We start from the raw sequence: 24,880 nt of genomic DNA on the forward strand, positions 1-24,880 counted from the left end.
CTGACTAAGTATTGAATATAAACCCTGATTAATGAATCATTACTGACTATCAAATATAGTTAAAATGCTTACTAAATTTGTTTTGGCTATTTTAAATTGCTCATAATTAATTATTCATTTGATACCTCAACTAAAAAGGCTGCAACATACAGCAGATTTCAAGGAAAGTAAGGTACACAACCTAAGTCTGTTACCCAGGTATAAAGTATGTTTTACTCCTGTTAGCGCAGCAGGGCGTAGCCCATTCTGAATTCTGCTGTATGTTATCTTGTTTCCTTGAATCTTGCTTTCCATTTCCGAATCGCACTAGCAGTTCTAGCTACAGGTGGCATGTATACATCATAATTTTCCTGTTGTATAATTTCATGTTGTGTAATTTTGTTTTCTGTAATTTCGTGTTGTGTAATACTTTTATTATTTAATTTTTGGGTAGTTAAACAGTTAGCCAAAGTAGGCAAATAACTTTCACTACTTAAAGCTTTCATCACTTCATCGGCAGTCTTAAACCGCTCCTCTAAAGTAATTTTCACCATTTTTCCTAAAATCTGAGCGAAACTGTTGCTGATATTTACCTGTTTTTGCCAAGATATTTCACCAGTTTTTGGGTCGTAGTCCAATTCTAAAGGACTTTTAGCAGTCAACATAAAAATGCAGGTTACACCCAGTGCATAAATATCACTGGCATAAACTGGACGTAAAGAAAACTGTTCTGGTGGTGCAAATCCCTTAGTACCGATAAAGTTGGTATTGACAGCTTGATTGATTGAGTTTTCACAAACATCAACTAATTTCTCTTTCACCGCACCAAAATCAATCAGCACCATGCGCCCATCATATTCACACCGCAATAAATTTTGAGGCTTAATATCCCGATGAATCACATGATGTTTATGAAGATACTGTAAGACAGGTAATAATTCCTGTAAGAACTGCTTAACTGAGGATTCACTTTTGGGCCCAGTTTGCCGCACTTCTCGCGCCAAAGTCAAACCCGGCACATATTCTTGAATTAAAAAAAACTGCCCATTTGCCTGAAAGTAGTCTAATAACATGGGAATTTGCGAATGACTACCGAGTTGTCCCAAAATTCTTGCTTCTTTTTCAAAGCGCATACATGCCCTTTGCCAACTTTGGGGACTAGTCACTTTTGGACAAAGCTGTTTAATAACACACAGTGGCTTCCCAGGTAATACGGCATTTTTGGCTAAAAATGTTACACCAAAACCACCTCTACCTAAAATTTGCAGTATTTCATAGCGATCGCGAAATAGCCGTTTGGAACCACACATCTGACTCAACTGAGTTGGTTGTGAAATGCTCTCTTGAGAATTCGTTGTTTTTTGAGGAAAACGATTCATTAGTATAAAATATCTGCTCTTAAACGTCTCTAATTTTATGACAATTCTTTATTGGCAACAGTAAGATTACTGAATCTTTGCCAAATCCTCATTACTCTTCAAAAAGTAAAAATAAATTTTCCTAGAATTAGTCTTTTCACGGATGTGTGACGAGCTAATTTATAGTTTTGTAAAGGTGAAAGTCTGTTGCGTGGGTATTTATAAAAATTTTGTATGAAGGAAGATACACATAATAAAACCCCTTTAGTTTAACAAAAGGGGGACGGCGTAGCCGGGGATAAAAATATGTAGTTTTACACTTAGTACATTTATGATGTTTTTTGACTATACAGCAGATTTTAAACTAGTTAGGTACACAACGATTCGTCTGTTATCCAGGTAGAAAGCGTATTTTACTTTTGAATTCTGTTGTAAGTACTTAAGCTGGTGGAGTTTGTGAAGAGAAAATATCTGTGAGATTCTCCTCAACCAGCAAATCTGGTGTTTGCATAATAAATGGGAGTTCGGCTCCCACCAGGCCTCTTTGGATGCGTTCTAAAGTCTCATGAAAAACGATAAACAGAGGATATACAGTATTAGCTCCCTCACTCAAAATATGACTGTGACGCAGAGGCATCAACCACTCATAATCATTGTCTAGATAAACTTGGGTTTGTCGCCAACGTCCTAACAAATCAGAAAAGTCTTCGTCAGCGCGATGAATAAAGACTAAAATTTCTGCACCAGTTTTGATTTTCCACTCTGGATCGCACATCAAAATTGCCACATCACAGGGTAAGCAAATCGTTTTTAAGGCTGTTGTAGCAGGATTGCGAAGCCGAACAATTGGCAAGGGTATAGTAATGACACTTTCATCTGGACGGCGCAGACTGGGAATCATCTCCAAGTAGGGCCGATATTGCTTTAATAAGGCGATCGCAGCTAGATGATTGCTGTACTCTGCCAAACTCGCTTCGTACTGAGATTTTTGCACAGTCATAGTTTATTAAATAATGAGGAGTAGAGACGCGATCGATCGCGTCTGTACAGAAGTTAAGAATAAAATTAATTAGCGATAAGCTAAAAGTTAGGAATAAAAAATTTTAATTCCTAACTCATAACTTCTAACTCTTAACTATTAATCCTTTATCCCAGCTTTTCAAATACTGCAAACATAGGCAAATACATCGCTAGCAAAATGGTTCCAACCATTCCCCCTAGAACCACAATCATCACCGGTTCTAAAATACTGGTCATTGCTTTTACTGCTTGCTCAACTTCATCTTCATAGAAATCGGCAACTTTCATCAACATTCCATCTAATTCTCCAGTTTCTTCTCCGATACTAATCATCTGAATTGCCATAGCCGGAAAAACGGCATCTTTTTGTAAAGCAATGCTAATCATGCCTCCTTGTTGAATCTCCATCCGGGCTGCATCTATGGCATTAGCAATCACTTGGTTTCCTGATGTATCTCGGACAATTTCTAAGCAAGTTAAAATTGGTACGCCTGAACGAGTCAAAGAACCAAAAGTCCGGCTAAAGCGGGCAACTGAAGATTTTTGAATTAAGTCACCAAACAATGGCATTTTGAGGGAAAAACGATCGATTGTGATGCGACCAACAGGAGTTTTACCGTATTGTGTAAAGGCAAATTTCAGTCCGATAAGACCAGCAAGAAGAACTAAAGCACCCGGACTTCTCAGAAATTTACTAGCATCCATCAAAAATTGCGTTAAAGGTGGTAATGTGATTCCAAGTTGTACAAAAATCGTGGCGAAAATTGGAATAAGAAAAATAGTCATACCAAGAAAGATAGCAACTGCGATAAAACCCACCACCGTTGGATAAGACAGTGCTGATTTAATTTGGTTTTGTAAACGGGCAACATCTTCTAACAACTTGGCTAAACGATTTAATACTTCGTCTAGAACACCGCCAACTTCGCCAGCTTGAATCATACTTACATATAATCCATCAAAACAGTCAGGATGCTTCCGCATTGCCTCTGAAAGATTCATTCCGCTTTGAACATCGGTGCTAATTTCTACAAGGGCTTGTTTCAATTTAGTATTACTACACTGTTCGGAAAGCACCCCTAAACTTCTAACGATCGCAACTCCCGCATTCATCAAAACGGCAAATTGACGCGAAAAAACGGCTTTGTCTTTCACAGAAACCTTAACTAAGGAATTCTGGAAATTTTTCAAGGCAACATCTGGCTGAAATCCCTGAGATTGCTTGAGTTCTTGGATTACAAAACCTTGATCTCTAAGATTAGTACGAGCTTGTACCAAGGATTCAGCAACAATTTTTTCTGTTCGAGATTTTCCTTGCGAATCCCGAACACGGGCAACAAAGTTTGGCATAAAATAAATTCAAAATAGTTGTTATTAATTGGGTATGAGACAATTTTATTTTTGATTTTGGATTGAGGATTTTGGATTAAATTTCAATCTAAAATCCAAAATCTAAAATCTAAAATTATTACTCCCCAGTTTCTTTAATGTGCTTTGGCAGCTGCACCAGGTTTTGCACCTGCTGCCTGCGGTGGTACAGAAGTACCGATAAGACGTTGAATTTCATCAGGCTTAGAAGTCTTAGACATCGCCGCTTCAAAAGAAATCGTTCCGGCTTTGTAAAAATCAGCTAAAACCTTCTCCAGAGTTTGCATTCCCAATTTGCCGCCAGTTTGAATCGCTGAGTAAATTTGAGATGTTTTACCTTCTCGAATCAAGTTAGAAATAGCAGGAGTAACAATCAGAATTTCTTGAGCCATCACCCGACCATATTCACCGGGTTTAGGGTTTTTCTTGGACACCAAGGTTTGACTAAATACCCCAACCAACGAGTTAGACAATTGCACTCGCACTTGAGTTTGTCTTTCATGAGGGAAAACGTCGATAATCCGGTCAACAGTTTGGGCGGCGGAACTTGTGTGTAGCGTACCAAATACTAAGTGCCCTGTTTCTGCCGCGGAAATCGCCAAAGAAATCGTTTCCAAATCGCGCATTTCCCCTACCAGAATAATATCTGGATCTTCCCGCAGGGCTGCTTTCAAAGCATTAGCAAAGCTTTTAGTATCTTCTCCTAGTTGTCGCTGGTGAACCAAGCTTTTAATTGGTTCATAGACAAATTCAATTGGGTCTTCCACCGTTAAAATATGCTCTGCTTTGGTGCGGTTAATCAAGTCAATCATTGCCGCTAGGGTAGTTGTCTTACCAGAACCTGTAGGGCCTGTCACCAGAATAAGTCCTCTAGGTTTATCGCACATTTCCCGCACGATATCTGGCAGACCTAATTTTTCAAAGTTAGGAATCTTAGAACTTAATGCTCGTAAGCAAGCAGCATAAGCACCACGCTCTTTATAGACATTGACCCGGAAACGAGCTAAACCTTTGACACCATAAGAACAATCCAACTCCCAAGTCTGCTCTAGGGTTTTACGCTGGGTATTGTTGAGCATACTAAAAATCAGCCTTTGACATTGATCTGCCGTCAATACATGCTCACCTATGGGCGTAAGTTTGCCACTGATGCGGAAGTAGGGAGGTAAACCTGCGGACAAGTGCATATCCGAGCCACCCATCTCAATCAACTGCTCCATCAAGTCTTCAATCATCATTTCCATAGTTCTGCTTCCTTTTAATGTTTTTTATTTGTCATTTGTCTTTTGTCCGTTGTCATTTGTCCTTTGTCATTTGTTATTTGTTATTTGTCAGTTGTTTAAAGTTATTAAGCATTCACCAATGACCAATGACTAATGACTAATGACTATTCTTAAAACCGAGCTGTCATACAGTAAGGACAATCTAACCATTCTTGTTTCAATGTGGCATCGCAACTCCGGCAGGTAAGACCTGTCTTGCGTTTGGCTTTTAACTCTGCTTCCAAACCAGTATCAGTAAACGTCACTCGTTCTACTTCTTCTAGAGTGGTGGAACCTTCGCGCACTAAGTCCAAACTGTAAGCCAGTAAGGTTTTCATGCCCTCTTCTATTGCCACTTCTTTGATGCGTTCTGTGGGTGCATCTTCGTTGATTAGAGTTTGCAGGTTTTCGGTGACTCGCATAACTTCATAAACACCACAACGCCCTTTGTAGCCGACACCATTACATTTTGGACAAAGGTTATTTTTGGCTTTGGCATCTGCGATCGCATCTAATGTCAAGGTGTTAGCCTTATAGAAAGTGACTCCGACATCTGAGGAAGCTGATAGACCATAACGAGCTAGTTCCTCGGTTGTGGGAGTGTAGGGCACACGACATTCAGAACATACACGCCGCACCAAACGTTGAGCTAAAACGCCAATTAGGGAACTAGAAACCATGAAAGGCTCAATCCCCATTTCTCCCAAACGAGCGATCGCTCCTGGGGCATCATTGGTATGTAAGGTAGTTAATACTAAGTGACCGGTCAAGGCAGCTTCAATCGCTGTTTTTGCCGTTTCCTTATCCCGCGTTTCACCCACCAGTAGCACATCGGGATCTTGTCGCAAGAAAGCCCGTAGAGCGGTAGCAAAATCTAATCCTTTTTCCCGAATCACCTGTACTTGAGTAATCCCTGGAAGACTGTACTCAATTGGGTCTTCTACGGTACTGATATTAATTCCGGGATCGTTCTTTTCTGAGAGTGCAGAATACAGCGAAGTTGTTTTCCCGGAACCAGTTGGCCCAGTTACCAAAATTAACCCAAAAGGACGGCTAACCATATCCTTGACAATATTCAAAGTCTCTGGATCGGTAATTAACTTATCCAATCCTAGTTGGGTGGAGGAGTTATCCAAAATCCGCAGTACCACCTTTTCCCCGTAGCGACTGGGTAAGGTATTCACCCGGAAATCCACCTTACGTCCCTCAAACAGCCGCCGGATACGTCCATCTTGGGGTAGACGGCGTTCAGCAATGTCTAGATTGGAGATGATTTTAAATCGGGCTGTCACCGCCGGGATGATTTTTTTCGGCATTGAGGGGAAAGCTTCACGCAGTACGCCATCTTTCCGAAAGCGAATGCGTAAGTTTTCTTCTTGCGGTTCAATATGAATGTCAGAAACGCCCTCATGTAAGGCTTTAGCCAGGATTCTATTAACTAGATTGATAACTGGGGCATCCTCTGCGCCCTTCATCGCTGCCCCTAGATCGGCCTCCATTTCTTCAGGAGCATCCGAAATATCAAGATTTCCGAGATTTTCTAAATCTTGACTAATATCTGTAGAGTTTTCTCGTTCCAGGTGCTTTTGCCGAACAGCCATTTCATCCAAATATTGGTTGATTAGCTGTTGGTAGTCTTCCTGGGTAATCACCATGCGCTGTAACGCCAAGCCTTGGGGGCGCAAGATGCGGTTCAGGTCATCGGAAGCCTCTAGATTATCTGGAGCGACCATCGCCACTAAAACTGAGGGCGGGGTTTGGTCTTCGTGTTTCGACAGTGGTACTAAGCGATGGCGACGGCAGATATCCACTGGGATGAGGGTTTCAATCAGGTTCCCCATCATCGTGTTGCCAACGGAATTGACTTCTGGATCGAGGAATTCAACTCCGTATAATATTTTTAGTTCAAATAGCTGCTGTTTTTTGTATTGCCTGAGCAACTCAGGCGATAGTTGTTGCCCAGTGATTGACTCTAATACTTCCGTTAAGGGTCTGCCAGATTTGCGGCTTTCAATTAATGCCTGCCTCATCTGTTCGGTATTGACATAGCCAGATTGCACTAGCTTATTGCCGAAGGGCGAAAACTCTGTTCTGGTAGTTAGAGCGGTACTGCGCCGTTGTGGTGACGAGTAAGTCATAAATGAGCGAATGAGTAGGGGGAACCTCTGCTTAAAGTATTCCCTTAGTGTGAGAGAGAATTCTCATTTTTCAAAAAAGTCCTGAGTCACGTCGCTTTGCTTTGAATTCAAAATTCACGCATTCAAAACTTGTACTGAGCGTAGTCGAAGTATTCAAAATATTTTCAAATAAGATAAGGGGCAAGTCGCATTTGGCGCTACTATTGCAAATTACTCGTTCGGGTTCCCGCCTTAGTAGCGTCTGGGCTAACGTGTTCACCATTTGTCACAATAAGAGGACGGTTACATCACTTCCAGGAACTTGTCGGCAATAAAATCAGCCTCAGTGGCACGTCGTGGATGACGACGGTTGCAAGCTGTGGAGATACACTGCCATAAATAGGATCTGGAATGAATAGACAATGATCGATGAAAATAAACAGATAAACAATACAAGCCAGCAATTGGGTGAACCAACAGAGGTAAAGCAAGCAATGAAGAGTGACTTCCCAGCCCAAGTTAATTTCAATGAATCTGGCAGCGAGGTGACAGAACAAGTGGCGGGCCAAACAAATGTATCGGGCGATACTGCTGTCAATTCAGAAAATAGCGTCGCTGCAACTGAGAAAACTGGAGTGGAAACAGCAGCTTTGGCAGAACTGACTCAACAAATCGAGTCCGTCAAAACGCAACTAGAAGAGCGTAGTACTCAATATATGCGGATCGCCGCTGATTTTGAGAATTACCGGAAACGCACTAGCAAAGAAAAAGAAGACCTAGAGTTGCAGGTGAAGCGGAATACGATTTTGGAATTGCTACCAATAGTCGATAATTTTGAGCGGGCGCGATCGCACCTCAAACCGCAGTCTGAGGGCGAAATGACCATGCACAAAAGTTACCAAGGCGTTTACAAACAATTAGTAGATAGCCTGAAGCGCTTGGGTGTCTCACCAATGCGTCCCGAAGGTCAAGAATTCGATCCTAACCTGCACGAAGCAGTAATGCGGGAACCTACGGATGAACATCCTGAAGGAACAGTGTTAGAAGAGTTAGTGCGCGGATATTACTTGGGCGATCGCGTGCTACGCCATGCAATGGTCAAAGTAGCTGCTCCCAAGGAAGATACACCTTTTGCACCAGAAGATCAGTCGAGTTCAGCCAACAGTTAAGCTGTAGTCGCTCGCCTCGCTGACCTCAAGTGCCTGGGTTATAGCAAGGACGAGCATCGCGTACCTCAAACTTGGACAAGGCTTTGGATAACTCTCTGTGTTTCAACTTTATGATTGCTACCAGCAACAGGGGTTGCACAGACGTTATCCGCTAGCCTTTGTTTTTAGCAAAAAAGTTAGTCCGCGACATATTACAGCAGAAATATTCAGTAAAAATACTGGTAAATATGGGAAAAGTTATTGGGATCGACTTAGGCACTACTAACAGTTGCGTCGCAGTTTTGGAGGGTGGTCAACCACTTGTGATCTCCAATTCTGAAGGTGGACGAACGACTCCAAGTATTGTGGGATTTGGGAAGAGTGGCGATCGCTTGGTTGGTCAATTGGCAAAGCGCCAAGCCGTAACCAATGCTGAAAACACAATTTACAGTATTAAACGATTCATCGGGCGGCGTTGGGAAGATACTGAAATAGAACGCGATCGCGTCCCCTACAACTGCATCAAAGGTCGAGACGAGACTGTTGATGTCCAAATTCGCTCAAAAAATTATACCCCACAAGAATTATCTGCCATGATCCTGCAAAAGCTGAAGCAGGATGCAGAAAACTTTTTGGGTGAAGAGGTTACTCAAGCAGTGATCACCGTACCAGCATATTTCACAGATGCCCAAAGACAAGCAACTAAAGATGCTGGCACAATTGCAGGTTTAGAAGTTCTGCGAATCATTAATGAACCAACAGCTGCGGCTTTAGCTTTCGGATTGGAAAAGCAAGACCAAGAGCAGCTAATTTTAGTATTTGACTTGGGAGGCGGTACTTTTGACGTATCGATCCTGCAACTTGGGGATGGCGTTTTTGAAGTGAAGGCGACTTGTGGTAACAACCACTTGGGTGGAGACGACTTTGATAATGCGATAGTCCTTTGGATGATGGAACGTTTTCAAGAACAAGAGAAAATCGACCTTTCCAAAGACAAAATGGCACTGCAACGCCTGCGAGAAGCTGCGGAAAAGGCAAAAATTGAACTCTCCAGTATGGTGAATACCTCCATCAACTTGCCATTTATCACAGCTGATGATACCGGGCCAAAGCATCTGGAGATGGAACTCAGCCGCTCGAAATTTGAAGAACTCGCCGCGAAATTAATTGAAGCGACCATCGAACCACTGATCCAATCGCTCAAAGATGCGGATCTCAAACCAGAAGCTATAGATCGGATTATTTTGGTAGGTGGTTCTACCCGTATTCCAGCAGTCCAAAACGCGCTAGTTAAGTTTTTCAACGGCAAAGCTCCCGATCGCTCCATCAACCCTGATGAAGCTGTAGCATTGGGAGCAGCTATTCAAGCAGGTGTGTTAGGTGGTGAAGTCGATAATCTCTTGCTATTGGATGTTACCCCTCTGTCCTTGGGAATTGAAACTTTAGGTGAAGTGTTCACCAAAATCATTGAACGCAACACTACAATTCCTACGAGTCGGTCACAAGTTTTTTCCACCGCCGTTGATGGGCAAACCTCAGTGGAAATTCACATCCTCCAAGGTGAACGAGCGATGTCACGAGATAACAAGAGTCTCGGCAAGTTTTTGCTAGCAGGAATTCCCCCATCGCCCCGTGGTGTACCGCAAATTGAAGTATCCTTTGAAATCGATGTCAACGGCATCCTCAAGGTTTCTGCCCAAGATAAAGGTACAGGTAGAGAACAGAGTATCAGGATTACCAATACAGGTGGTTTGAGTAGCAACGAAGTCGAACGGATGCGCCAAGAGGCCGAACTGTTTTCCGAAGAAGATAGAAGGCGTAAAGAACTGGTTGAACTCAAAAACCAAGCAGATAATTTGTTGTTCAGTTATGAATCTACAATCAAGGATAATAGCAACTTTATCGGCGACCAGATGAAGACCTTGGCCAGTGAAAAAGTTGCACAACTCCAAGCTGCAATGATTGACTCCAGCATTTCCACAGTGGAATTTAAGCAGCGCTTAGACGACTTCCAACAAACCTTGTTTGCAATTGGTGCTGATGTTTACAATCGAGCTAACAGCCAAACTGATGAGATTGAGGGGGGTTCATCTAGTCACTTTACCCCAGAAGTAGACTCACCAATGAATGGCACGCTCATACCACAATTCAACTTTGATTTTGACGAAGAAAGTACAGCTCAGGCTGATTATGAGGCGATAGATTAGGGATTGGGGACTAGGGATTGGGGATTGGGCATGGGGCACGGGGCATGGGGCATTGGGAAAGAGGAGGCAGAAGGCAGAAGTTCAAAAATGTTTGAATTTTGAATTTTGAATTTTGAATTGATTTGTCCCCTTGTCCCCAATCCCCAATCCCCAATCCCCAATATCCTAATTTGTAAAGTTTTATGAAGATATTTTAATATATTTAAATATTTAACGAAGTTTCACAAGACCTCAGTCCTTTGCTAGATTGTAGAAGCAAATTACTTTAGGCTAGGCAATGTGCAAGTTCAGAGCCACTTCCATTGCATAAGGGTGGTTTTCCACACCTCTTGGTGCGGCTAGCCCCTCTGGTTGATGGGCGAGGTTTTCCTCTCCTACGTAGCACAATTGTAAAAGAGACAGCCGACTCGGCAGTGAGAAGTCTGAGCAGAGGCTCCCCCTGTTCCTAACTTCTATAGCTTTTGTCGTCTCCCACGAGGAAAGCACCTGTTGCTCAAGATTTGTCGGTGATTTTTGTAAAAGGTAAAGGGTAAAATCAATTATTAACAAAAATTAATTTTATCTTCTGCCTGCCCTCCGGCAAGCCGCCCTCTAAAGGATAATGTGTTGCTCTTACATCTCTGTAGGCAAAACAGTTAATCCATAGGGTAGCAAGTGACCGTGAATGACGTTCTTCTGACTTCTGCTTTCTTCCTTCTAACTTTTACCTTTGCTATATGGCCCGCGACTATTATGAAATCCTGGGTGTCTCTCGTGACACTGACAAAGAAGAAATCAAACAAGCCTATCGCCGTCTAGCCCGGAAATATCACCCAGATGTGAACAAAGAACCGGGGGCGGAGGATCGCTTTAAAGAAATTAACCGCGCTTATGAGGTACTCTCAGAACCCGAAACCCGCGCTCGTTACGATCGCTTTGGGCCAGAGGGTGTATCTGGTGCTGGCGCGGGCTTTCAAGATGTCGGCGATATGGGTGGTTTTGCCGATATCTTTGAAAGCATTTTTAGTGGCTTTGCTGGCGGTATGGGTAATCCCACCCAACAAAGACGCCGCAGTGGGCCTGCGAGGGGTGATGACCTGCGGCTAGACCTGAAGTTAGACTTTCGGGAAGCGATATTTGGCGGCGAAAAAGAAATTCGCATTTCCCATCTAGAAAATTGCGAAGTTTGTAGCGGTTCTGGTGCTAAACCTGGAACCCGCCCTCGGACTTGTTCGACTTGTGGCGGTTCGGCTCAAGTACGGCGTGTGACTAGAACGCCCTTTGGCAGTTTCACCCAAGTCTCGACTTGTCCCACCTGTAATGGAACAGGGATGGTAATTGAAGATAAGTGTGACGCGTGTGATGGTAAGGGCGCAAATCAAGTCACAAAGAAACTCAAAATTACCATTCCAGCAGGGGTGGATAATGGCACACGTTTGCGGATTTCAAGTGAAGGAGATGCTGGTCAACGTAGTGGGCCTCCTGGGGATTTATACGTTTACTTGTTCGTAAATGAGGACGAGGAATTTCAACGAGATGGAATTAATATTCTCTCGGAAATCAAAATTAGCTACCTGCAAGCGATTTTAGGTTGTCGGTTAGAGGTAGATACAGTAGATGGGCCAGTAGAACTAATCATTCCAGCTGGAACTCAGCCGAATACAGTGATGAAGTTGGAAAATCGCGGCGTACCCCGCTTGGGTAATCCCGTAAGTCGTGGGGATCACATGCTGAACGTATTAATTGATATTCCCAATAAAATCACCCCAGAGGAGAGGGAACTGCTGGAGAAGCTAGCTAAAATTAAGGGCGATCGGACTGGTAAAGGCGGTCTAGAAGGATTCTTGGGAAATTTATTTAAGTGATGATGCCCTCTTCTGTTTTAACTCCCGATGCTCAACTTGATTTACGCGGCACCCCTTGCCCGATTAATTTCGTGCGGACAAAACTACGTCTGGAGAAAATGCCATTGGGAGGTTTGCTAGAAGTCTGGTTAGACCCTGGTGAGCCGATTGAGCAGGTTCCTGATAGTTTGACAATGGCAGGTTATCAGGTAGAACAAATTACAGACTGCACTAGTTATTTTTCTCTGTTAGTGCGCCGTCCAGTTGCTAGCCAATGACAGGGGAAATTTTTGACGTAACTGGACAGTTATTGGGTACGGTGGTGGCTGTACAAGCTAATTTTTACCGAGTACAGATGGATCGAGAGGCAGGGGAGCAGAGGAGCAGGGGAGCAGAGGAGAAACTGGATTTAAATGCCTCTTTGCCCTCGCCTCCTCTTTTGCTTTGTACTCGGCGAACACGTCTGAAAAAAATTGGACAACAGGTGATGGTAGGCGATCGCGTTGTGGTAGAAGAGCCAGATTGGGCTGGAGGGAGGGGAGCGATCGCTGAGGTTTTACCCCGCCAAAGTGAGTTAGATCGTCCAGCGATCGCCAATGTCAACCAAATCCTCTTGGTATTTGCCGTTGCCGATCCACCTTTGGAACCTTATCAGTTGAGCCGATTTCTGATTAAGGCTGAGTCTACTGGCTTGGATGTGCTTTTATGTTTGAATAAAAGTGATTTAATTTCAGCGCCAGAACAACAACAAGTTAGCGATCGCCTGCTCGGTTGGGGCTATCAGCCAATATTTATCAGCGTTAAAGATGGTATTAATACTGAGCAAGCAGCCAAATACCTGAGCAATAAAATTACCGTAATCGCTGGGCCTTCCGGCGTTGGTAAATCCAGCCTGATTAATACGCTGATTGACTCTCTTCAGCTGCGAGTCGGAGAAGTTTCTGGAAAGTTAGCTCGTGGTCGTCATACCACTCGCCATATAGAATTATTTGAGTTACCTAGCGGTGGAATGCTTGCAGACACTCCCGGTTTTAATCAGCCGGACATGGATTGTATGCCAGAAGAATTAATCCATTATTTCCCAGAAGCCAGAAAGCGGTTAGCAGTTGCTAGCTGTCGTTTTAGTGATTGTCTGCATCGAGACGAGCCTGAGTGCGTGGTGCGGGGAGACTGGGAACGATACGAACATTATTTAGAATTTTTGGACGCGGCGATCGCTCATCAAACACAGCTACACCAACAAGCCGATCCAGAATCCACCATGAAGTTAAAAAGCAAAGGCAAAGGACAGAGTCAATACGAACCCAAGTTAGAAAGTAAAAAATATCGCCGGATTTCCCGAAAGACTCAGTTACAAGACTTGCAAGAGTTATATCGGGATGAGGAATAATATCATGTCTGGTTGAAGACTTATCATTTAGAGGGCAGAGGGCAGGGGCCAGGGGGCAGGGAGCAGGGGGAAAGAAACTTTTGGGATTTTTGCACAGATACGGTAATCATAAGTGATTAGCCGGACATGATATAAAAAGTGCGATGTCTATAACAGGCTGCACCTACGCACTCATAATGCAAAGGTTAGTCACGATAGCATAGAGACAAACATAAAAAACTATCTTGTATGTCTCAGCCCCTTGCTGCCACCGCTAGTTTAGAAGATGTCACTGAGAGTATAATTTTCCCACCAGGTGATATCTTTAGTGACGAACCCCCCTTGGAATCTGACTTACACCGAGAACAAATTGATTTGCTTATCCGCCTGATTAAATGGTGGTGGCGCGATCGTCAGGATTTTTATGCTACCGGCAACCTGACAATCTATTTCAGTCCCAACCAGAAAAAGTCAGAAGAATTTCGAGGCCCTGATTTCTTTGTGGTTTTAGATACAGAGAAAAAAGACCGTAAAAGCTGGGTTGTGTGGCAAGAAGATGGCAAATATCCCAATGTAATTATTGAGCTATTATCTAACTCCACTGCCTCAGTTGATAAAGGTTTAAAAAAGCAAATTTACCAGAATACATTTCGTACTCCAGATTACTTTTGGTTTGACCCAAATAACCTAGAATTACAGGGATTTCACTTAGTTGATGGGCAATATCAAGACCTTGTACCCACTGAGGTTGGTTGGTTGTGGAGTCAGCAGTTAGGGCTGTATTTGGCAGTATATTTGGGCAAATTACGCTTCTTTACACCAGATAGACAGTTGGTTATGTTGCCAGAGGAAGAATCAAACCAACAATTAGAGCAAGCAAACCAACAATTAGAGCAAGCAAACCAACAATTAGAGCAAGCAAACCAACAATTAGAACAAGAACGTCAACGGGCTGCAATATTGGCAGAACGCTTGCGAAACGCAGGTATTGACCCTAAGAGTTAATTTATGGTTGATGACGATTGGATAAAATTGGACGAAGACTTGCCTGAACCACCCTGCCTGGGGTGAATTGCTGTTGACAATCTGCTCAGAGAGTACAAGGCTGGAGAAAGAAATTTTAGTGGGATTGAACTGCCAGCTAGAGAATCTCATTTGAGTAGTGCTTACTTGGTTGATATTAACTTGAGTGGAGGCAATCTCAGTTTTATCAGTTTGGGTCATAGCGAATTAACTAATTCCAACCTGAGTAGCGCTAACCTAGAAGGGACTTGGCTCTATAGTGCTAACTTGATTAATGCCAATTTGATAGGTATCAACTTGGCTGATGCCGACCTGAGTAGTGCCAATTTGATGGGTGCCGATCTGACCAATGCCAACTTGACTGGCGCTAAACTGAGTAGTGCCAATTTGATTGATACCAATCTCCGTGGTGCCAACTTGAGTTCCACTATTTTGGAAGCTGCTCTCTTCTGTAATACCACTATGCCAGATGGGAGTCTTGAAAATGATCCCATAAGGGTTGTTAGTACCCAGGACTTTCTCAGGCGCTACGCTGCTGGTGAGAGAGTTTTCTATAATATTGTTTTGCACCATGCTGATTTGAGAGATGCCGATCTGCGTGGAGTTTCCTTGCGAGAGGCTTATTTGCCCTACGCCAACTTGAGTGATGCCAACTTGGAAGAGTCCGGTTTGGGAGAAGTCAATTTCTGGGGCGCTAATTTGCGTGGTGCTAATTTGCGTGGTGCTATTCTGGATGGGGCTGACTTGAGTTATGCCGACTTGAGGGACGCTAACCTAGATTGCCTCCAAATGGGAGGTCTTAACTTGCCCGGAGCTAACCTGACTGGAGCTAAGTTCTTCTTTCTCCCCATAATGCGAGGTTCCTTCTTCCGCAATACTACTATGCCAGATGGCAGCATCGTTGTTGACCCATATTGTGTCCCTTGAATCTGATGTTAATTCCGTATCTGCTAACAAAGATGCAGTTGGTGGCAGCAAATATATGCGTTCCTTGATATATTTCCGAATATCTTCGGAACATTGGACAGAAAATTAATATTTTTACTACGAAGAACGCTTTCTAGTTCTTCAATCGAAACCAGCCAAGTATTTGGATTTCGCCACTCATCCCTATTCATAATAGGAGTGAGAACTCGATTAGACCTCCTGCATGAATATTTAGCAATAAATTTATGTAAATGCAATCTTGCTTTACAGGTGAGAACTCGATTAGACCTCCTGCATGAATATTTAGACGGTGTGCCAGTTGGCGATCGCCAACTGGCACAATGAAGATAGCAGCATCTTCATAGTGGCAAGCAGAAGCGTCATACACTCAAAGCACAGCTATTAGTGGAGTTTGAAACGGGACAAATTATCTGTACTGCTGTAGACACGGGTAAAACTCATGACTTAAATCGCTACTTAAACGCAGCCGCTTGCCGTTTGTCTCGTCACAATTGTGTTTAGCTGACCGGGGCTATCAAGGATTTGCTAAATGTCATGCTGGAGCTTGTACCCCAACCAAAAAGCCTCGTCAGCAAGCGTTGCCAGAGGCAAAAAAGCAGCATAATCAAACCTTAGCAAAACTGCGGGTGCGAGTTGAACATACGATTCCAAAAGAGTTAGATGCTTGGGTTGAAACTCGCAATTAGCAAAACTGCGGGTACGAGTTGAACATACGATTCGCCGCTTCAAAATTTTTCGCATTTTCTCAGGACTTATCGCAACCGTAGAAAGCGGTTTGGCTTACGCATAAATCTAATTGCTGGGTTGTTAAACTACGAACTGGCACATACTTCTTGATTCGTGCAGGAGGTCTATTGTCTCAATTTTTACTAGTCTTTTTAATTTACTTACTGTTTTCTCTGTGTGCCAGTTTGATAGCAAGGGACTGGGGACTAGGGACTGGGGACTGGGGACTGGGTGAAAAGCCTTTTTGTGTCTAAATTTTATCATCTGTTAATGTCCTAACCATTTTGGCTGTTGCTATAGGTGCGGAATGTGGGGTACAACACCGTATTTAACTCATATTGAAAACTATTCTTACGATTCCCATAAAGTCTTAAAATATTGTTAATTTCAGCCAAACCTCTCAACCTTCAACTTACAAGTATCACCCCAAAATCACTATGGCTATCGGCTACGTCGCGCTTGTACTCCACGCACATCTACCCTTCGTTCGTCACCCGGAAAGTGACTACGTGCTGGAGGAAGAATGGCTCTATGAAGCCATCACAGAAACATACATCCCCTTATTGAAAGTATTTGAAGGCTTAAAGCGAGACGGTATCGACTTTAAAATCACGATGAGTATGACACCCCCTTTAGTGTCGATGCTTCGCGATCCTCTGCTTCAAGAACGCTATGAATTACACTTAGCTCAACTAGAAGAACTTGTAGCACTAGAAGTAGAACATAATGTCAACAACGGGCATCTTCGTTATTTAGCCGAACATTACGCAACTGAGTTTAGCGAAGCGCGTCAGCTATGGGAACGCTACGACGGGGACTTGGTGACAGCTTTTAAGAAGTTCCAAGACAGTAACAACCTGGAAATTATCACTTGCGGCGCTACTCACGGCTATTTACCGTTGATGAAAATGTATCCCCAAGCTGTGTGGGCGCAAATTCAGGTAGCCTGCGAACATTACGAACAAACTTTTGGACAAGCACCTAGAGGCATTTGGTTGCCGGAATGTGGCTACTATGAAGGTTTAGAGCGGATGCTAGCTGATGCTGGGTTACGCTACTTCCTCACTGATGGGCATGGCATCCTTTATGCCCGTCCCCGGCCGCGCTTTGGCACTTATGCGCCAATTTATACAGAAACTGGTGTTGCTGTCTTTGGTCGAGATCATGAATCTTCCCAACAGGTATGGTCTTCTGAGGTGGGCTATCCTGGGGCAGCGGAATATCGGGAATTTTATAAAGATTTGGGCTGGGAAGCAGAATATGAGTACATCAAGCCCTACATTATGCCCAATGGTCAACGAAAAAACACGGGCATTAAATATCACAAAATTACGGGACGTGGCTTAGGTCTTTCAGATAAGGCGCTCTACGATCCTTATTGGGCTAGGGAAAAGGCAGCAGAACACGCTGCTAATTTTATGTATAATCGAGAGCGGCAATCAGAGCATCTCTATGGTATAATGCAACGACCGCCAATTATCGTTTCACCTTATGACGCAGAGTTATTTGGACATTGGTGGTATGAAGGCCCTTGGTTCATCGATTACCTATTCCGCAAGTCGTGGTATGACCAAGGAACATATCGAATGACCCATTTAGCAGACTATTTGCGAGAGCAGCCGACGCAGCAAGTTTGTCGTCCTTCGCAGTCTAGTTGGGGTTTCAAGGGTTTCCACGAGTATTGGTTGAATGAAACGAATGCGTGGGTTTATCCGCATTTGCACAAAGCTGCTGAACGGATGATTGAAATCTCGCACCTGGAACCAGAAGATGAGTTGGGGTGGAAAGCATTGAACCAAGCAGCGCGGGAATTGTTATTAGCACAATCTTCCGACTGGGCATTTATTATGCGGACAGGAACGATGGTACCCTATGCAGTCAGACGGACGCGATCGCACCTGATGCGTTTCAATAAGCTCTATGAAGACGTTAAAATCGGCAAAGTTGACAGTGGTTGGTTGGAAAAAGTCGAGTTAATGGATAATATCTTCCCCGAAATCAACTATCGCGTCTACCGTCCGTTATAGTCTCACACAAAGTAATCAACAGCAGTAGGGTGGGCAATGCTCACCCTATTTTAGTAGTAAGGAGCGTTTACTTCGGCAAAGCTCAGTACAAGTATTTTACCAAATATACTGAGGTCAGCACCATTCAAATTAGCCTGACTTAAGATTTCAAATTGAGATTTTCATCGTTCAATCTCAAATCCAGCATTCAAAATCCAACGTTAATTAACTTCTGCTCCAAGGTAGTAGAGTGAATGTACCTCGTTCATACATAATGAATAGACCCAAGCCAATTAACACAAAAGGTACGGCAGCTTTACCGTAGCGACTTAAAATATTAGCAATGGCAGGTTGACGGCTTAAAAAATAAGCGATCGCACACCAAACCCCTACCATGATAAAAAATATACCTAAAATTACTCCCAAACTTGCAAGGTTATGACCAGCGAACAAAGGGATATATATACTAATATTGTCACCACCATTAGCGATCGTTACTGCTGCCACTTTATAGGTTTGGGGGTGCAAAATACTCAAAATAAAAGATAATACTGGGTTCGTAGGTGTAGGCTCTCTAAAATCACTACTAACTGTCTGAACTGTTATCGTTTCTTCTTTTCTAGATATTAATTGCTGAATACCAATTGCTATTGGTAGTAGTCCTAGCAATCCTATCCATTCCCGCTGTACAACCAATCCACCAAAAAATCCTGGTAAGCTAGCGATGATAATGGCTGTAAAACCCAGATATTGACCGAGTAAGATATGCCGCCGCCGAAAATTACCGTCTACCTGTGAAAAAAATATTAACAAGATAATGATGTCATCTATGTTAGTGGCGATGAAGGCAATTATCCCTTCACTGAAGGCTGTCCCTAGCTGACTCATGCTGGATTTTTAGAATCTACGATTTACCACCATACCAAATTCACTCATTCGTAATTCGTAATTCGTAATGACGCTCGTTTCTCGCTACCGCTACGCTAACGTAATTCGTAATTATTGACGAAATATTCGCGCGTCATTATCAATCACGAATTATTTTAACCTTCTGGTACAACTTAGATTTAAAATGACACAGTAATTATTACTGACTCCTCAATTCTTCTTTATCTTAAAATATGAACGAGTTAGTTACTGCAATTACTACAGGGTTAATTGCGTTCATTGCCACTAACATTGATGATATTGTCATTTTATTATTATTTTTTTCTCAAATAAGTGCTAATTTTCGCCCCCGACATATAGTTGCTGGCCAGTTTTTCGGTTTTACAGTTCTGTTAATTCTTAGCCTTTCGGGTTTATTTGGTGGGTTAGTTTTATCAAAAAACTGGATTGGATTACTTGGTTTACTACCAATCTCCATAGGTATCAGTAGCTTAGTGAATCGGGAAGAAGATTCATCAAAAGAAATTATAGCTACCACAGAAGAAGCTGAAGCATCAACAATTACTAGCTTTTTTTCTCCTCAAGCTTATAGTGTGGCAGCCGTTACAATTGCCAATGGTAGCGATAATATTAGTGTCTACGTGCCTTTATTTGCTAGCTGCAACTTAGAGAGTTTTTTGGTAATTATCGGATTATTTTTTCTCTTGTTAGGAGTTTGGTGCTACGTTGCATACAAATTAATTAACAACAGAGTTATAGCTGATGTATTGACTCACTATATTAATAATCTTGTGCCTTTTATTCTGATCGGATTAGGCGTTTTTATTGTATTAAAAAGCGAAGCTTTAAGTCCAATAAAGCTAGCTGCTAGTAGTATCTGTTTGATGATTTTGGTAAAAAATAATGAAACTAACGATTAAATTGGCGATAATTTTAAATTCTAGTAGATTAGGAATGAGGACTTATTAACTTTCAGATTTCCTGCATAGAAGCATTTTAGTGCTATGCCCCCAGAAACATTTTATTTAAAGATTCTTGAATCTAAGATACAACTTGCTCAATTAGGCTGACGCGAGACTGAGTAGAAGTTTCATCTTTTAGACCTGTAGAGACGCGAAATTGGATTGGGTTACGCTAACGTCCTGCTCTGCTAATGCGTCTCTAGCAAGGATTTTGGGCTTAACTGATGGGGATTGAGACCCCACCTGAATCAAACTTTACTCAACCACTCATTCTCCTCTGGATCTTTGAACAGTGAAGTACTGAGGTAGCGTTCGCCGAAGCTAGGCTGGATCATCACGATTAGGCGACCTGCATTTTCTGGTCGTTGTGCCACTTGAATAGCCGCGTATAAAGCAGCGCCAGTCGAAATCCCTGATAGCAATCCTTCTTCTTTTGCTAGGCGACGGCTGTAAGCGATCGCTTGCTCATCTGCTACCTGAATCACTTCATCTACCAGTTCTGAACGGTAAATTGCTGGGACAAATCCCGCGCCGATACCTTGAATTTTGTGAGGCCCTGATTTACCGCCTGCTAATACCGGACTGTTGCTTGGTTCAACTGCGATCGCTTGAAAACTCGGCTTCCGTTTTTTAATAACTTCTGAAACTCCCGTAATCGTCCCACCAGTACCCACTCCCGCCACGAGAATATCTACCTCTCCATCGGTATCATTCCAAATTTCTTCAGCTGTGGTTTCGGCGTGAACTTTCGGGTTAGCTGGGTTGCGGAACTGCTGCAACATATAAGCATTGGGCGTTTTAGCGACAAGCTGTTCTGCATGAGCGATCGCTCCTCGCATCCCTTCTACCCCTGGCGTTAACTCTAGTTGAGCGCCATAAGCTTTGAGCATGGATCGTCTTTCGTGGCTCATTGTGTCAGGCATCGTTAGAATGAGATGGTAGCCCTTGGCGGCTGCCACCATTGCTAGCGCAATTCCTGTATTTCCAGAAGTCGGCTCTACTAAAACAGTTTTTCCGGGGTGAATCAAGCCTGCTTCTTCTGCCGCTTCCACCATACTCGCGCCAATCCGGTCTTTCACAGAAGATGCTGGATTCATGCTTTCTAGCTTCACCACAATCCGAGCAACCGCTCCTGAAGCTTGGGGAATCTTGTTTAATTGAACTAAAGGAGTTCGGCCGATTAACTCTGTGATATCTTTCGCTATCTGCATGGGGGTACTCCGTCGTGTCTAAATATAATACATTGGACTCTGCTGGGCGCGAGTTTCTCTTTCCTCGCACAAGTCTTGGAGTGTATAACGACCCAAAACTTCTATTGAGGCAGCATTAGCTTGCTCCCAAACTTCATAAACCAGAGTCTTTTCTAGAGTCGGAGAGTTAGAGGTATCTTTCTCTTTCCGCTCGCCTTCAACCAAAGTGACAATTTCAAGTATTGTAATCTGCCAAGGTTCCCGAACTAAAACGAAACCTCCTTTAGAGCCGCGTTGACTCTGCACCACACCAGCACGCCGGAGGTTGGTCAAAATTTGTTCCAGATAGCGCTCAGGTATGGGTTGCTTGGCAGTAATCTCGCTCATGGTTAAAGGAAGTTTTTGTCCGTGGTGGCTTGCCAGTTCTAAGAGTGCCAGCAGCGCGTATTCCACTTTGGAAGACAGATCCAAGAGAGCGTAGTTTTGGCTATTCAACACTGTACTCAACATACTACGGTGAATTGAGGGACTTATCGCAGTTTATGCGAAATTAATTTTTTTCAACAGTGGAATGTGATAGCATCCCACTTATTACCCACAAAAACACTATACTCTATCGACTTACCGTAGATTTAGATATTACACAATTCCCAATATAAGGACTCGATCTTTTTTTGGGAATCATCGTAAGTTTCTGCTTTTAGAGCCTCACCCACCAATAAAAATCTCAACAGACTATGCTACTAACTGATTTGCAAACCATTTTTGAGCGTGACCCAGCAGCCCGTAACTGGCTAGAAGTATTGTTTTGTTACCCTGGACTGCAAGCTCTAGTGTTTCATCGATTGGCGCACTGGCTGTATAAAATTGGAATTCCTTTCATACCAAGACTCATCTCTCATCTTAGTAGGTTTTTAACCGGAATTGAAATCCATCCTGGGGCATTAATTGGCCAGGGAGTGTTTATTGACCACGGTATGGGAGTTGTGATTGGCGAGACTGCGATCGTAGGCGATTATGCTTTGATTTATCAAGGTGTCACCCTTGGCGGGACTGGGAAAGAAAGCGGCAAACGCCATCCAACTTTAGGTTCTCATGTGGTTGTGGGAGCGGGTGCGAAAGTATTGGGAAATATTCAAATTGGCGATCGCGTCCGTATCGGAGCCGGTTCTGTGGTACTACGAGATGTTCCCAGTAACACTACAGTAGTTGGGATTCCAGGGCGCGTAACTCGTCAGAACAACTTAAATAGCAATGTTCTGGATCATGATAAAGTCCGCGACGTAGAAGCTGAAGTTATCCGTGCTTTATTTGAACGCGTCAAGTCTCTAGAAAAACAGTTTGAGCAGTTGGAACAATCAAGTTTGTCCCCAACTGAGCTTGGCGACGAATTAACTGACAACCCTAAGAGCAAGAACTCTGATGGGATGATTGAAGATTTTCTTGATGGTGCGGGAATTTAATTTTGGGAATGGGGCATTGGGCATTGGGCATTGGGCATTGGGCATGGGGCATGAGTTATTCTTCCCCTGCTCCCCCTGCCTCCCCTGCTCCCCTCTTTAAAATACCCATAGGTTCTTATAACCTGATATAAATGTAATACTACGGTTAATTTATCGGAGAATAGTTTTATATATATGGTGTCTTTGTACACAAGCTTATCTAGTTCAAACAGTAACAATACTAAGCAACTTTTTGCCCGTAGATCATTTCTGCCAGAGCATCATAACGACCTTTGGAAGATTGAAACGGGTTTTGTAAGAACTTTTAGCTATCTGGAAGATGGTACAACTGTTGCTTTAGGATTGTGGGGTCCTGGAGATGTCGTTGGTAAAAGGTTGTCAAAATTAGAACCTTATCAGATGGAATGCCTAACTAAAGTGGAGGCAACAGTTTTACCTCTAGAAGAATGGACTGAACTAACAGAAACTCTGCTTGCCCATATCCAACAGGCTCAAGAATTGATGATTATTCGTAGCCATAAAAAAGTGGATACTATGCTTATCAAGCTATTGGCATGGTTATCTAAAAAGTTTGGTTCGGAAGTTGAGAAGGGACGTTTAATAGATATGCGTCTGACTCATGAAGACCTGGCAGAAATGGTCGGTTCAACTCGTGTTACAATCACTCGTGTTCTTGGGCAGTTTGAGCAAGAGGGCTTGATCGATCGCCTCTCCTTACATCGAATTGTTCTTAAAGAAGAAGAAATTTGGTACTACGAAATTTAGATTATTTCAGTAAAACCAGCTATCGCCGTCAGCATTCGGCTTGCCCACAATTCTAAGATTCAAGGATTCTAGGTAAGCTAAACCGCTAGAAATTTGTGGCACTGTTCCCCGCAGTTCAATGTCAAAGCATCCTTCTGCATTTGGTTGTAGCATAGCCTTGGTAATATTAACTACCAAGCCGTGAGTAGAAATTAACTGCGAAATCACGGGCGCTTGCAGATAGCATTTGGGAATATGTATCCGCAGACGAATTTGAGTGATTTGGTTTTTTTCAGAAACTGAAGAAACCAGTGATAATCTGTTTTGAAAATTGGTTTTTTGGTTATTTAGTGCTGACATTAGATAGTGATGATTTTATTAATTAGCGTAGGCGTAGCCCGTCGTAGATATCGCTATAAACGCTAGACAAATCTAGCCAAATCGGTAGTCCCAGTTTTTCTAAATAACTCAAGCTAGAGTAGAGTTGTTTTGTTGTGCCCCACAAATCCAAGTCAAACCAGCCGTCATCTTGCGTATCGGGTTGAAGTATAGCACTGGTAATATTGACTGTTAGTCCATAACCAGAAACTAACTCGGAAATTACTGGTTCTTGGTAATAAGATTTTAAGACGCACAGTTGTAACCGCAATCGATTGGTTTGACCTTGAGAAATCCATTGCTGGAATTGTTCTTGCCATTTATTTGTCAGCCATGCAGAGTCTTTGGGACTCAATTTGCTAGCTGAATTTGGGAAAGGTAGAGTGTGCTGGTTGGGTTGAATTTGGTTAGTGATCGCTAGTTGCAGTAAATTCACTCCCAATTCTTGCAAGTAAGATAGGCTATTTGTCAGTTTTTGAGGATTTCCTGAAAGTTCCAAATCAAACCAGCCATCGCTGTCATTTTCGGATGTCAAGGATGCAGCTTTGATATTGACGGTTAAACCATAACGAGAAACCAGTCGAGAAATTACAGGTTGCCTGTTATACCGTTGAGGTACGAGAATTCGACTGTGGACTGAAGCAGGTTCTACAGATTTACTCTGAGACATCAGATTAATTCCCAATAGCGATGCCGAAGGCGGGCTGCGCCTACGCAATTTTTAGGTTCGGCAGAGAATCTTGCAGATGTCGTGCCCCCACAACTCAACTGTGCCTGCTTGAATGTTAGCCTCATAAAAATTTTCATATTTCTAGCTTTTATTAAACTACTGCAACTCTATCGATTTTATGAACTTAGTTGTTATGTAAAGGAGACTCTCACAAAGACTGAAAAAATACAA

The 24,880-nt window shown here is 42.9% G+C and carries 24 protein-coding genes and 2 pseudogenes; 14 read left to right on the plus strand and 12 right to left on the minus strand.

The window, feature by feature from the left end:
* Window positions 1-263: 263 nt before the first annotated feature.
* The 5 genes from RM368_RS04550 to RM368_RS04570 form a co-directional block, all read right to left on the minus strand.
* Window positions 264-1,358, minus strand: coding sequence for a serine/threonine-protein kinase (locus RM368_RS04550; RefSeq protein ID WP_322692948.1), 1,095 nt, complete (start codon window positions 1,356-1,358; stop codon window positions 264-266).
* 418 nt (window positions 1,359-1,776) lie between these two features.
* Window positions 1,777-2,337 carry a hypothetical protein gene (locus tag RM368_RS04555; RefSeq protein ID WP_322692949.1) on the minus strand — a complete coding sequence of 187 codons (561 nt, stop codon included), beginning with the start codon at window positions 2,335-2,337 and terminating at the stop codon, window positions 1,777-1,779.
* Window positions 2,338-2,483: 146 nt separating this feature from the next.
* The gene (locus RM368_RS04560; protein WP_322692950.1) at window positions 2,484-3,707 is read right to left on the minus strand and encodes a type II secretion system F family protein; all 1,224 of its coding nucleotides are present in this window, start codon (window positions 3,705-3,707) and stop codon (window positions 2,484-2,486) included.
* A 134-nt stretch (window positions 3,708-3,841) separates the two neighbouring features.
* Window positions 3,842-4,969, minus strand: coding sequence for a type IV pilus twitching motility protein PilT (locus RM368_RS04565; protein ID WP_229453549.1), 1,128 nt, complete (start codon window positions 4,967-4,969; stop codon window positions 3,842-3,844).
* 149 nt (window positions 4,970-5,118) lie between these two features.
* Window positions 5,119-7,125, minus strand: coding sequence for a GspE/PulE family protein (locus RM368_RS04570; RefSeq protein ID WP_322692951.1), 2,007 nt, complete (start codon window positions 7,123-7,125; stop codon window positions 5,119-5,121).
* A 401-nt stretch (window positions 7,126-7,526) separates the two neighbouring features.
* Here RM368_RS04570 and grpE point away from each other — a divergent pair, with 401 nt between their 5' ends.
* Window positions 7,527-8,273: a nucleotide exchange factor GrpE gene (gene grpE, locus RM368_RS04575; RefSeq protein WP_322692952.1), complete on the plus strand. Its 747-nt coding sequence runs from the start codon at window positions 7,527-7,529 to the stop codon at window positions 8,271-8,273.
* A 227-nt stretch (window positions 8,274-8,500) separates the two neighbouring features.
* Window positions 8,501-10,459, plus strand: coding sequence for a molecular chaperone DnaK (gene dnaK, locus RM368_RS04580; protein WP_322692953.1), 1,959 nt, complete (start codon window positions 8,501-8,503; stop codon window positions 10,457-10,459).
* 270 nt (window positions 10,460-10,729) lie between these two features.
* Here dnaK and RM368_RS04585 read toward each other — a convergent pair whose 3' ends face one another.
* Complete coding sequence (locus RM368_RS04585) at window positions 10,730-11,008, minus strand: hypothetical protein (RefSeq protein WP_322692954.1); 279 nt, start codon at window positions 11,006-11,008, stop codon at window positions 10,730-10,732.
* A 167-nt stretch (window positions 11,009-11,175) separates the two neighbouring features.
* Here RM368_RS04585 and dnaJ point away from each other — a divergent pair, with 167 nt between their 5' ends.
* From dnaJ to RM368_RS04610, 5 genes are all read left to right on the plus strand, one after another.
* Entirely contained in the window at window positions 11,176-12,303 is a 1,128-nt protein-coding gene (gene dnaJ, locus RM368_RS04590) for a molecular chaperone DnaJ (protein ID WP_322668135.1), read from the plus strand.
* Window positions 12,303-12,560 carry a sulfurtransferase TusA family protein gene (locus RM368_RS04595; protein ID WP_099102520.1) on the plus strand — a complete coding sequence of 86 codons (258 nt, stop codon included), beginning with the start codon at window positions 12,303-12,305 and terminating at the stop codon, window positions 12,558-12,560. The genes dnaJ and RM368_RS04595 overlap by 1 nt, the downstream gene beginning before the upstream one ends.
* Complete coding sequence (rsgA, locus tag RM368_RS04600) at window positions 12,557-13,672, plus strand: small ribosomal subunit biogenesis GTPase RsgA (protein WP_322692955.1); 1,116 nt, start codon at window positions 12,557-12,559, stop codon at window positions 13,670-13,672. The genes RM368_RS04595 and rsgA overlap by 4 nt, the downstream gene beginning before the upstream one ends.
* A gap of 228 nt (window positions 13,673-13,900) precedes the next feature.
* Window positions 13,901-14,656, plus strand: coding sequence for a Uma2 family endonuclease (locus RM368_RS04605; RefSeq protein ID WP_322692956.1), 756 nt, complete (start codon window positions 13,901-13,903; stop codon window positions 14,654-14,656).
* Between the two features lie 150 nt (window positions 14,657-14,806).
* Entirely contained in the window at window positions 14,807-15,601 is a 795-nt protein-coding gene (locus RM368_RS04610) for a pentapeptide repeat-containing protein (protein ID WP_322692957.1), read from the plus strand.
* A gap of 187 nt (window positions 15,602-15,788) precedes the next feature.
* On the opposite strand, the gene RM368_RS04615 is transcribed toward RM368_RS04610, so the two are convergent.
* Window positions 15,789-15,989 (minus strand): hypothetical protein, encoded by a 201-nt coding sequence (locus RM368_RS04615; RefSeq protein ID WP_322692958.1) that lies wholly within the window; start codon window positions 15,987-15,989, stop codon window positions 15,789-15,791.
* Window positions 15,990-16,006: 17 nt separating this feature from the next.
* Between RM368_RS04615 and RM368_RS38695 the strand changes: the two genes are divergently transcribed.
* The 4 genes and pseudogenes from RM368_RS38695 (at window position 16,007) to RM368_RS04630 (ending at window position 18,375) form a co-directional block, all read left to right on the plus strand.
* Complete coding sequence (locus RM368_RS38695; RefSeq protein WP_416212211.1) at window positions 16,007-16,123, plus strand: hypothetical protein; 117 nt, start codon at window positions 16,007-16,009, stop codon at window positions 16,121-16,123.
* Window positions 16,093-16,257 (plus strand): annotated as a pseudogene (locus tag RM368_RS04620) (hypothetical protein); the annotation flags it as partial. The gene RM368_RS38695 and the pseudogene RM368_RS04620, both read left to right, overlap by 31 nt.
* Before the next feature lie 42 nt (window positions 16,258-16,299).
* Window positions 16,300-16,459 (plus strand): annotated as a pseudogene (locus RM368_RS04625) (IS5/IS1182 family transposase); the annotation flags it as partial.
* Window positions 16,460-16,785: 326 nt separating this feature from the next.
* A complete protein-coding gene (locus RM368_RS04630; protein ID WP_322692960.1) occupies window positions 16,786-18,375 on the plus strand; it encodes a glycoside hydrolase family 57 protein in 1,590 nt (529 codons plus the stop codon).
* Window positions 18,376-18,579: 204 nt separating this feature from the next.
* On the opposite strand, the gene RM368_RS04635 is transcribed toward RM368_RS04630, so the two are convergent.
* Complete coding sequence (locus RM368_RS04635; RefSeq protein WP_322692961.1) at window positions 18,580-19,242, minus strand: cadmium resistance transporter; 663 nt, start codon at window positions 19,240-19,242, stop codon at window positions 18,580-18,582.
* 233 nt (window positions 19,243-19,475) lie between these two features.
* On the opposite strand from RM368_RS04635, the gene RM368_RS04640 reads away from it, so the two are divergent.
* A complete protein-coding gene (locus RM368_RS04640; RefSeq protein ID WP_322692962.1) occupies window positions 19,476-20,162 on the plus strand; it encodes a cadmium resistance transporter in 687 nt (228 codons plus the stop codon).
* A gap of 290 nt (window positions 20,163-20,452) precedes the next feature.
* Here RM368_RS04640 and cysK read toward each other — a convergent pair whose 3' ends face one another.
* Entirely contained in the window at window positions 20,453-21,415 is a 963-nt protein-coding gene (cysK, locus tag RM368_RS04645; RefSeq protein ID WP_322692963.1) for a cysteine synthase A, read from the minus strand.
* 18 nt (window positions 21,416-21,433) lie between these two features.
* Window positions 21,434-21,904 carry an Rrf2 family transcriptional regulator gene (locus RM368_RS04650; protein ID WP_322692964.1) on the minus strand — a complete coding sequence of 157 codons (471 nt, stop codon included), beginning with the start codon at window positions 21,902-21,904 and terminating at the stop codon, window positions 21,434-21,436.
* Between the two features lie 227 nt (window positions 21,905-22,131).
* Here RM368_RS04650 and cysE point away from each other — a divergent pair, with 227 nt between their 5' ends.
* Together cysE and RM368_RS04660 are read left to right on the plus strand one after the other, a co-directional pair.
* Window positions 22,132-22,857, plus strand: coding sequence for a serine O-acetyltransferase (gene cysE, locus RM368_RS04655; RefSeq protein WP_322692965.1), 726 nt, complete (start codon window positions 22,132-22,134; stop codon window positions 22,855-22,857).
* Window positions 22,858-23,031: 174 nt separating this feature from the next.
* Window positions 23,032-23,622 (plus strand): Crp/Fnr family transcriptional regulator, encoded by a 591-nt coding sequence (locus RM368_RS04660; protein WP_322692966.1) that lies wholly within the window; start codon window positions 23,032-23,034, stop codon window positions 23,620-23,622.
* A gap of 6 nt (window positions 23,623-23,628) precedes the next feature.
* Here RM368_RS04660 and RM368_RS04665 read toward each other — a convergent pair whose 3' ends face one another.
* Both RM368_RS04665 and RM368_RS04670 read right to left on the minus strand, forming a co-directional pair.
* Window positions 23,629-23,961, minus strand: a complete 333-nt coding sequence (locus tag RM368_RS04665) for an NIL domain-containing protein (protein WP_322692967.1) — start codon at window positions 23,959-23,961, stop codon at window positions 23,629-23,631.
* Window positions 23,962-23,983: 22 nt separating this feature from the next.
* Window positions 23,984-24,649 carry an NIL domain-containing protein gene (locus tag RM368_RS04670; RefSeq protein WP_322692968.1) on the minus strand — a complete coding sequence of 222 codons (666 nt, stop codon included), beginning with the start codon at window positions 24,647-24,649 and terminating at the stop codon, window positions 23,984-23,986.
* Window positions 24,650-24,880 lie beyond the last annotated feature (231 nt).

This window comes from Nostoc sp. DedSLP03 (assembly GCF_034530815.1).
Taxonomy (GTDB): domain Bacteria; phylum Cyanobacteriota; class Cyanobacteriia; order Cyanobacteriales; family Nostocaceae; genus Nostoc.